Origin of the sequence: Sodalis-like endosymbiont of Proechinophthirus fluctus (assembly GCF_001602625.1) — a bacterium.
In the GTDB taxonomy this organism is placed as follows: domain Bacteria; phylum Pseudomonadota; class Gammaproteobacteria; order Enterobacterales; family Enterobacteriaceae.
Window position 1 is genome coordinate 52,640 of the sequence record NZ_LECR01000023.1, and the last position, 8,969, is coordinate 61,608.

Annotated in this window: 7 protein-coding genes and 1 tRNA gene; 3 read left to right on the forward strand and 5 right to left on the reverse strand. The window is 48.9% G+C overall.

What is annotated here, in order from left to right; all coding sequences use genetic code 11:
- A partial coding sequence (locus BG74_RS14735) for an ATP-binding cassette domain-containing protein (protein ID WP_204376295.1) occupies positions 1-434 on the reverse strand: 434 nt, incomplete at its 3' end.
- 694 nt (positions 435-1,128) lie between these two features.
- Between BG74_RS14735 and hemB the strand changes: the two genes are divergently transcribed.
- Both hemB and BG74_RS12580 read left to right on the forward strand, forming a co-directional pair.
- Entirely contained in the window at positions 1,129-2,103 is a 975-nt protein-coding gene (gene hemB / locus BG74_RS02755) for a porphobilinogen synthase (protein WP_066596436.1), read from the forward strand.
- Positions 2,104-5,093: 2,990 nt separating this feature from the next.
- On the forward strand, positions 5,094-5,318 hold the full coding sequence (locus BG74_RS12580) for a hypothetical protein (RefSeq protein ID WP_187202536.1): 225 nt from the start codon (positions 5,094-5,096) through the stop codon (positions 5,316-5,318).
- 535 nt (positions 5,319-5,853) lie between these two features.
- Here BG74_RS12580 and BG74_RS02760 read toward each other — a convergent pair.
- On the reverse strand, positions 5,854-6,096 hold the full coding sequence (locus BG74_RS02760) for a ferredoxin reductase domain-containing protein (protein ID WP_066596437.1): 243 nt from the start codon (positions 6,094-6,096) through the stop codon (positions 5,854-5,856).
- A gap of 3 nt (positions 6,097-6,099) precedes the next feature.
- On the reverse strand, positions 6,100-6,339 hold the full coding sequence (locus BG74_RS02765) for an SIP domain-containing protein (RefSeq protein WP_066596438.1): 240 nt from the start codon (positions 6,337-6,339) through the stop codon (positions 6,100-6,102).
- Between the two features lie 1,153 nt (positions 6,340-7,492).
- Between BG74_RS02765 and BG74_RS12585 the strand changes: the two genes are divergently transcribed.
- A complete protein-coding gene (locus tag BG74_RS12585; RefSeq protein ID WP_187202537.1) occupies positions 7,493-7,681 on the forward strand; it encodes a hypothetical protein in 189 nt (62 codons plus the stop codon).
- Positions 7,682-7,856: 175 nt separating this feature from the next.
- On the opposite strand, the gene BG74_RS16155 is transcribed toward BG74_RS12585, so the two are convergent.
- Entirely contained in the window at positions 7,857-8,060 is a 204-nt protein-coding gene (locus tag BG74_RS16155) for a DinB family protein (RefSeq protein WP_244267191.1), read from the reverse strand.
- Between the two features lie 403 nt (positions 8,061-8,463).
- Positions 8,464-8,539, reverse strand: a tRNA-Asn gene (locus BG74_RS02785).
- Between the last annotated feature and the right edge of the window lie 430 nt (positions 8,540-8,969).

An 8,969-nucleotide genomic window follows, 5' to 3' on the forward strand; every position in this document is an offset into this window, starting at 1 on the left:
CCGCCAGACAGCGTAGCGGGGTAGTGATTGATAAACTCCCCCAGGCCGTAGCGTCTGGCTAGAGCCACGCCTTGCGCACGCTGCGCCTGGCTAGCGCCGCCGTTGATAACCGCTCCTAGTACAATGTTGTCGATGACCGTCTTCCACGGCAACAGTAAATCTTTTTGCAGCATATAGCCAACGTGGCCGCTGCTGCCAGTCACGTCGCGGCCGTCGATCAGAATTTGGCCGCTGTCCGGGGCTAATACGCCAGAAATGACATTGAATAATGTACTTTTGCCGCAGCCGGAGGGACCGACTAAGCAAATAAATTCCCCTTGCCACACTTCCAGATCCGTCGGCGCCAGCGCGGTGAATGCACCGAAACTGCGGCAAACCTGGCGTAACGCTAATTTCACGGCGGACATCAGCAGCCCCTTGTTAAGCCTCGGCAAAAAATCGGCGACGAATATATTTTGGCGCCACCCCGCGGTTGGTACGCCGGAGGTATACGCCCTTGTTCCATTTTTGTTAATGGAGCGCCAAATTGCAAAGTGTGATCGGCGGCAAGCGCAGAAAATTGCATGGAATAGCTGCCGGAGCACCGATGAACAGCAAGTGAAGGTGCTCACGCTGGCTACCCTTACGGCGTCTGCCGGGGTAGTGACGGTGTCCTGCTACTCAGCCTTCATTCATTGTGTCAGACATTGTGTCAGGCGGGTTTTTCAACGCAACAACCTTAGACAGACTTTACACGTCACGGCGTGTAAGGATATAGCGCCTTTTCGGGTCAGACAGAAGTTGCGTCTCAGCGGGTACGGTGGCTGACGAGCGGCGATTGCACTTGTACCGCGTTGACTTATAATACCACACAGTGTTTCCTTTTTCGCGGCCTGCACCTATGTTGTCGCTAGGTTGATTATATCAGAAATTGGCACATCGCTGGACGTTGACCCTCTGAAAGTGTCGTACAATGAGAGGTACTACCCCAGCCGCCCGCGTGTTGTCGTGGGCAAAAGCGATGCTATCACTTTTCGTCATCTTTGATATTATTGCCAGATTGTATCCTAGCGGAGCTTAATGTCTTGGACCTGTTCCTTGTTCGGCCATTTTGTCGCAATCAATGCTTAGCCACTAGCAGGAGAAAAGATGTCCAGTGTTTATCCAGTTTCACGCCTGCGCCGTTTGCGCCATAATACTGCTTTGCGCACTTTGTTCCAAGAAACCGAGGTGCAGTTAAGCTCTCTGGTACTGCCGATATTCGTCGAGGAGAAGGTTAGCGACTATGTGCCGGTATCCGCCATGCCTGGCGTGGTCAGAATACCGGAATCACGTTTGGCCTTTGAAATCGAGCGCTATGCCAGAGCAGGTATTCAATCCGTCATGACTTTCGGCATCTCACATCATCTGGATGAGGTTGGCAGCGATACTTGGCATGAAAGCGGATTGGTGGCGCGGATGGTGCGCATTTGTAAAGAGACGATGCCCGAGATGATCGTGATGTCCGACACCTGCTTTTGCGAATACACCACCCATGGTCATTGCGGCGTTGTACACGATAACGAGGTCGACAACGACGCTACGCTTGTGAATTTGGGGCGTCAGGCGGTGTCAGCGGCGAACGCCGGTGCGGATTTTATCGCCCCATCGGCGGCGATGGACGGGCAGGTGCAGGCGATACGCGCTGCCCTTGATAGCGCCGGTTTCACCGACACTGCGATCATGGCGTATTCCACCAAATTTGCCTCGGCATTTTATGGCCCGTTCCGCGAAGCCGGCGGCACTACCTTGAAGGGCAACCGCAAAAGCTATCAAATGAACCCGATGAACCGCCGCGAAGCGATTCGCGAGTCGCTACTGGATGAGCAGGAGGGGGCCGACGCGCTGATGGTGAAGCCGGCCGGAGCTTTTTTAGACACTATCCGCGATATCCGCGAGGCAACCTATTTGCCTCTCGCGGCATATCAGGTAAGCGGAGAATACGCGATGATAAAATTCGCCGCGGCCGCCGGCGCCATTGATGAACGGCAAATCGTGCGTGAAACCCTAGGTGCCATCAAGCGCGCAGGAGCAGATATTATCCTCAGTTATTTCGCCATGGATATTGCCGAACAGGGTTTTTGATTAACGACACCCAGCGCGGTTTCGGGCACCCGCCGGCGTTATACTCACCTATTATTGCTATGATCTTGGCACAGGTAAGCAAGTCCAGATCGCGGGTTGATATGTAGCCCAGCTCAGCTTGCGGATACGGTGATGATGTCAAAGACTAAAAATGTTTTGTATAATGAAAGGATGGACCTTACCGCTCACCCTAATCAGGGTGAGATCTGCCTGAGCGACTTTCATAGAAGATCCCTTAATGGTGGAGGCGCGGGTGTTTGGCATGTTGCCGCATCACTCTCACTCCTCCAGTACGGTTATTGAGACTTTTCTGATTGATATAAAAGGGATTATAAAGTAAATCAACTAGTATCTCCTCCACGGGATGTTCCGTAGAGTAAATGCTGCGCCAGCTTGAAGCTATCAAATTCAGCTATGAATTATCGTTATATACGCCTGAGGCATTGCAGCCAAGCGGGGACATTATCATCCCGCTGCCACGTACTATAGAAGGCGCGTGGGCGTTGCTGGCGGATAGCGGCGCTATAGACTGATACTACAAGACCTACACGGATCCGCTACGGGTGGTAAAAGGAGGAGTAAGGTGTCGCAATCCCGCTGCCAGCATACCTTGTAGCTGTTGTGTTTGTTTGAGCAACCCATCAGGCTACATATTGAGTTGCTATTGCAAAAGCTGCCGCAGACCGTGTTGGCGATGGAAACGTAATGAACATCCACCAAGCCGAGCCTATCTCAAAATCTCGCTGCCTTACGAGCAGCGCGGCTGATCTACGCCAGCCGTGATACGAAGTTGGTGATGTATGCGCTAAGCGAAGGACTATCTAGCCATCTAGTCGAGGCACTTTCGGCTCTGGTGAACAGAGCGGCGCTATAACCCCACGGCGTCTTAACCTTACCAGTTTGAGGAGGTTGCTTTATTCGCCGCATCAAGGTGATGAATTGGTGTTTGCGACTTTGTATTCGCTGTATGAGATTTGAGCGTGCTGCTGACCAATAGCCGCGCCGAACTACCGACAACAGCGAAGGGCTTCCCACCGCGATAGGCCCTAAGCGGCAACGAGCCCTGGTAGCCGCCGCATACGCCTCTGCAGTTGAGGATACTCGCTGCAGCACCAACACTGGTCCAGATACTCCGAGGGAGTAATCATTGCGAGCCAAGCTCGAGGACTGTCCCACTATCCACCCGACTGCAATATCAGTGATATCAGTCAATTGTTATCTTAATGCGCTAATAATATTAACATTCCAGCAATAGATACTTATCTTTTTTACTCTATCCTGTACATTGAAAGCATGTATTCAATCTGAGAAAAAATATTTAACTTACTTAATATTAAAGATAATTAATATATAGCATGAGTTATAAATGAGTTCTGATTTTATTCACTTTCATCAACTGATCGATCCAGAATTTCATCAACAGTCGGTACTGGATCTTGGCTCTATTCATAAATAGCCAGATATTTTCCAAGATATTCTTATAAGGAGGAGTAGTCGAGGGATTTACCTTAAATGAAGGGAACGTGGACGTAGCGCCGATACGGCGTTTCCTCTGTCAGGCGCTGCTGAAATACAGTTATTTATCTTTCATGTTAGGCTCGTTAAATGAAAAAACGTTTGAGGCATTTTCTCATCTCTTTGGTTCACTCTGTTTTTCCAGTAATCCTCAGGCTCCGCCCGGCTGGCACAGGGAAATGAATACTATTTTATTCTTCGCACAAGAAAACCAGGACAAATTATATTTAGCATATCGACCAGGCGTATCGGTCCGATCTACAAAAGTTTACCGCGTTACATGAGGTGAAACGCTGTTTGCCGGTGCCACTGCAGCTTATCGTCTGCTGGATCCGACCTTGGCGGATTGGCTTAAAATATTTAGCGTTATCCACGATGGGGATCAGATAAGCTTTATTCCATGTCTTATCGCGAGCCGGAAAATTAATATATGCACACCAGAAAGCACTGTAGTTATTATTGCTGCTGGTGCGCATCTACTCCGAAATAGGTGCTAAGCATCTTTTTTCCCTGCGAACTGTATGATCCTGGGGTTGCCGCGTATTATCATCGACCATGTCTTGCATATCGTATTTGAATATATGCGATCCACAGAAAGTGGCGGCCCATACTACTGACGAGACGGCGGCACACTAATATGTGATAACTGTATGATGCAGTATCATGGACATTTAATTATGGCAGCCAGGAACGCGTTATGTACTATACGGTCATTGATTGAGTTAGTGGCGACTATTATGAATCATTCTAATAAAGTTCACCAGTTTTGGAAATATTTTTCTTCTAGGTCATTGATAGAAATATCCTAGGAGCACTGTCAAAAAAACACCTGAGGCATATTTTTTCTCTGTTGCTGATATTTTATTTCAAAGCCGCAAAAATGGCAACTTACCAGACTTAATGATCATCATATTTTCTCCTCATTCCAAAAGTATTTGGATACTATGATTAATGCGTCATCTGAAACTATATAAGAAAAACGGTTTTAAAATTAATATTATCCTGAATAAGTATAACATAGCTTATATCGATTTCTCTACCGGTAAAGATGATTTTTTCTAATATGTAGATATTACTATGTAGCTATTCCGGCCATTTCCTAGTTTAAACAGTAGTGGTCGAGGATCGCTCTTCTGTGGAATGTACTTAATTTTGAATCCGATCGATATTGTGCTAAGAGATCCCGAGATCAAGACGATTACCGATATGTAGAGAAAACACTGCTCACCGATACTATTTCCGGCGGCTGAGAATTATCTAAATGGCTCTTTGAGCATCAAAGCCTGAATATGAAAAAGATGACAATAAAATCGTCCAGCGTGCGGGACGCCAGCTCTGCCGGCCATGGACGTGAGTCTGGGAAGTGCGTCATAACGCTCAGTGCGAATATCACGGCATATTTGCTGGAACTGACGGTATTGATCCAGGTTAACGGTTAAACTGACCGAGCGTTATTGGGGCCAAGGCGCTCACGCATGGCGTCGGGGAGACGACCACTTTTTACCGACGGCGCATCTACCCGCCTATTGCCGATGTATTTCGTCACGGTGGCAGTGTATTTACTGTCCGACGATATCGATTTTATTGCGAATATGAACGGCGGCTATCTGCCGCGTTCTCTGTCCTCCTGGATATTTGTCAGCGGCATGATGTTCACCGATAGTAAGCCCATCTGTCTGATACTCTGTATCGTGTTCTGAATGTTAGCCATGGAGTTAAGTTTTATCTACTATTTCCATTGCTGATGATATTTTTCCGGCGACGTATACAGTGACTGATGGTGCTGAGCGCGGTGATCATCGTGCTGCTAGAGGGTTACACTGGGCGCGGGCGATCCCGGCGGAGTAGTACAGTATCTTGTCTGCGTTCGATTGCGGCATGCTGACTGCCACCTTGCACACCAGTCAGGATTTTAAGGCCGAGACGACGGCGTTACTCAGTCAGGCCGGGGTGGAAACACGTACTGGCCGGAGTAGCGCTGGGAAGCGTACGGTTTTTTCTTAATCACCGCGAGCGGCAATGAACTGTTTGGCGCATTGCGCAGTCAGTCGCTGCGCTTTGGTGGGATCATAAGCTATAGCAGTTATTTACTGCACGGTCTGTTGACCATCAGTTTCCATTAGATTTATCCCCTCTGAGGGCCTTTTATCGCCTTGTCTCTCGCCTTTGTAGCGGTGTTTATATCACCAGCGACGCTTATGTTTATCAACGTCGAGGCCTTGTTTGTTTATACAGTTAGGCTATCAGGCTAAGGGTCTCCCACTGCAGGCTGCAAGTATGAATTAAATAGCGGCGAATGGTTTTCACCTCTGACGATTCATAGGCGATCCAGCCGTAGAACGCCGAATACGCCGGCCCGGCGCTTTCCCACATCTGCTCAAAAGCTCCGACCAATAGGATAGCCTGCGCCGCCTCATCCATATGGGCACGTGGCTCATCCATGGGGATTACTAGTCGGGTTTGCAGCGCCGTCAGCAATGACTAACCATAAGGCTGATGGAACTGATGGGGGCTGCTGGCGCGCCAGCCAATGGATGGTAGCGAAAGATAATGATCCAGGTTCTGGAAATCGGTACTGAGCAGCACTTCAAAAAACGCCTGTACCCGCGGTGGTGTCGGCAGCAAAGCCAAGGATTTCAGTATCCCCAGCGCCGCGGTCAGCGCGGTTTCATCAGCAACCAGTAGCACCGGCGCACCGCGTCCGTCAGGGGGTTCATTCAAGGCTGCCGCTATGGCCATTGAATGTGGTATTGAACGTGATAAACTGCAGGAGGGCTTCGGAGCAGGCCTGGATAACCTAGTGCGACGCCTGGCCGTTGTCGCCATGCATCGAATTCGATACCTACTTTACCCTGCTCAGGACAGGCATTGCGCAAGGCATAGGTGCGCAGCGGAGGACGCCGCTAGGCGGATAATACCAACCAGGGTACCATTCCCTATTATCCACCAAGAGTGTGAGCTTGCCGTTGGCCATTTTCCGTGACGCATTCGCTGTAAAAAACGCAACACTACAATGACGGGGTAATCACATATCTTTCTTTCATCGTTACATCAAAAATCTTACAACTCAATGACCCTGATGATACTCACTCCTTACATCGCCTGTTGCGCGGAATACTGCCGATAGCGCGCAGCTTTATCATGACAATTAAAGCTAAATAGAAATAATTTTATATTTTATTCAATGCTGGCTTCAGCCTAGTGTCATCACTGATACTAGAACATCCTGAAAGGATGGGCAGCAACAGCGTCGCCGGTGTCGTTGACGCTGAGCATATTTTGCTTACCTTAGCGAAAAAACTAATTTCAAACCCTTAAACATCCGGACTAAGGTATCAGTGAATTATTGCCGGCAGGCGTTTCCTTCCTGAGTCAAACGACATCGGCATTTGGTTCAGCGGGAGGTTAGACCCGCATTACCTCGAAGCGCTATGCTCCGGGGCGAGAGGAACATCGACCTGGTCATAATGCGGTCGCCTGTCGGGTGCGTTGATGGCGTCTGCCATAACGATCTTCGACGGAGGTTATCGGCAACTGTGCATATATGGAGGAATGCCTTGCGCGCCAGGGGATATGCTACGGACAGCACCCTGTTTAATAAGGAGTAATATGGCGATTATCTAGCTCGACACAGCAAAAAAAGAATGCTAGGCCGGCCGCGACACGCATCGCCACGGTGTCTCACTCACTCGCTGGTGCCCTAGGCGCTTACCCATCCTATTAATCCTTATCTGGCAATGCGCAGCCTAGGCCAACTGGCTATCCAGCCGAATCCCGCTAACGTCGATAGCTGTCGCTAAAAACCCTTTGGCGTCTGACCGAGAGCGGTGAGCTGTCGGTCAACCTGGCCATCAGCAGCGCCAGTGCACAGCCCGTGCAACTCATTAGCTTTGTGATAGACGGCGGTATTGGGCTGATTCTGAGGCTCATTACCTATAAAGGCTCAATCATTATGGTGCTCGTCGTCTGCCCGCTGCTAGTCGCTATGTATGGCAGCTATCTGGTATACGTTGCTAACAGTGTGGGACATGAGGATATTTTTGTTTATCGGTCTGATCAGTAAATGGCAGCAGAAGAGGCTTCAACAGCTGCTAATACATGGTCGAGAAGTTAAGATTGGTAGGACTAATTCTGTCCATCAGACTATGGTAAAAGCTATCGCGACGCATCAGCAGGTAGGCTATTCGCTCAATGAGGGTATTAAGCCTCTGGTCATAAGCCTTTGCAGGAAACCTCTGTCAGTCATTATGATCCTTTAGAAGAACTGTCAGCACATCCTTTGAAAGCACAGCACCACATTCAGACACCCGCCAGCCCACGGTGCCGAGATAGTAGGTTCCATGAAAAAACATGTAGTTTAGCATCTCCACGACTGTCATTTCTCCGTTACCGTCGTCGACGAAAATGAACTTAATGGTTTCGCCTAGATCGAATGAAGTCACGGCTATGGCATGCTAGATATAACAGTTCGTACCGCCGGCTATTTTAACTGCAACCTCCCCTCCCTACAGGCAGTGTTTCTGGAGTATTCAAAGTGGTGTAACCATGCTGTCTACCTATCATATTTGCCCTGAAAATCATGTCTACTATATGAGTAAGATTCATCAGCATCATGTGACATTTTTCCGATTACGCAGATTCATTGATAATAACGATTGTATCCTTATCCATCATTTGCTCCAGATTAGTCTGTATCGATAGCTTAGCAATAACGCTGTTTTCTTAGCGGAGTTTTTTTTCTGAGGCCTCTATCTGAAAACGGCTGCATCCGCTTTTCGCCGACTGTCAGCAACCGTTAAAATCAAAAAACTTGCTTTGGAAAGCAAAGCGATCTTTTCTGGAATTTGGCTCCTCTGACTGGACTCGAACCAGTGACATACGGATTAACAGTCCGCCGTTCTACCGACTGAACTACAGAGGAATTATGCAGTGCGCAGCATACTAATCGCCCGTGCCTGGGATGTCAAACCCCTTTTCCCTCTGGTCGGGCGATTGTCGAAATGTTGCGCAAGTCGCTAATAAAATCCTATACCTATGTCCCCCAAGAGACGATGCCCGAGAGTATTGTGCGCAGCGTCTGTTGCAACTGTACTGAGCGCGTCTGGGCATAACAAAGGGCTTGGCTTCTCCTATAGTGGTTTCCTCTTTATGTAGTTGCATTGCGCCAGCTCGAACTGTACCGCGTGTTGTTGCGCATGCAGTTCAGTATGCGCGGGTAATAGCTGCTCTTTAAGGTTTTGTTACGGTTATAACGCACGCCTCCGGAAAATGACAGTTAAATAGCCAGGTCGTCAACGATGCCCGGGAGAGAAATCACTGTATAGAGAAGTTGTCCTGTCCTCCCAGCCAAT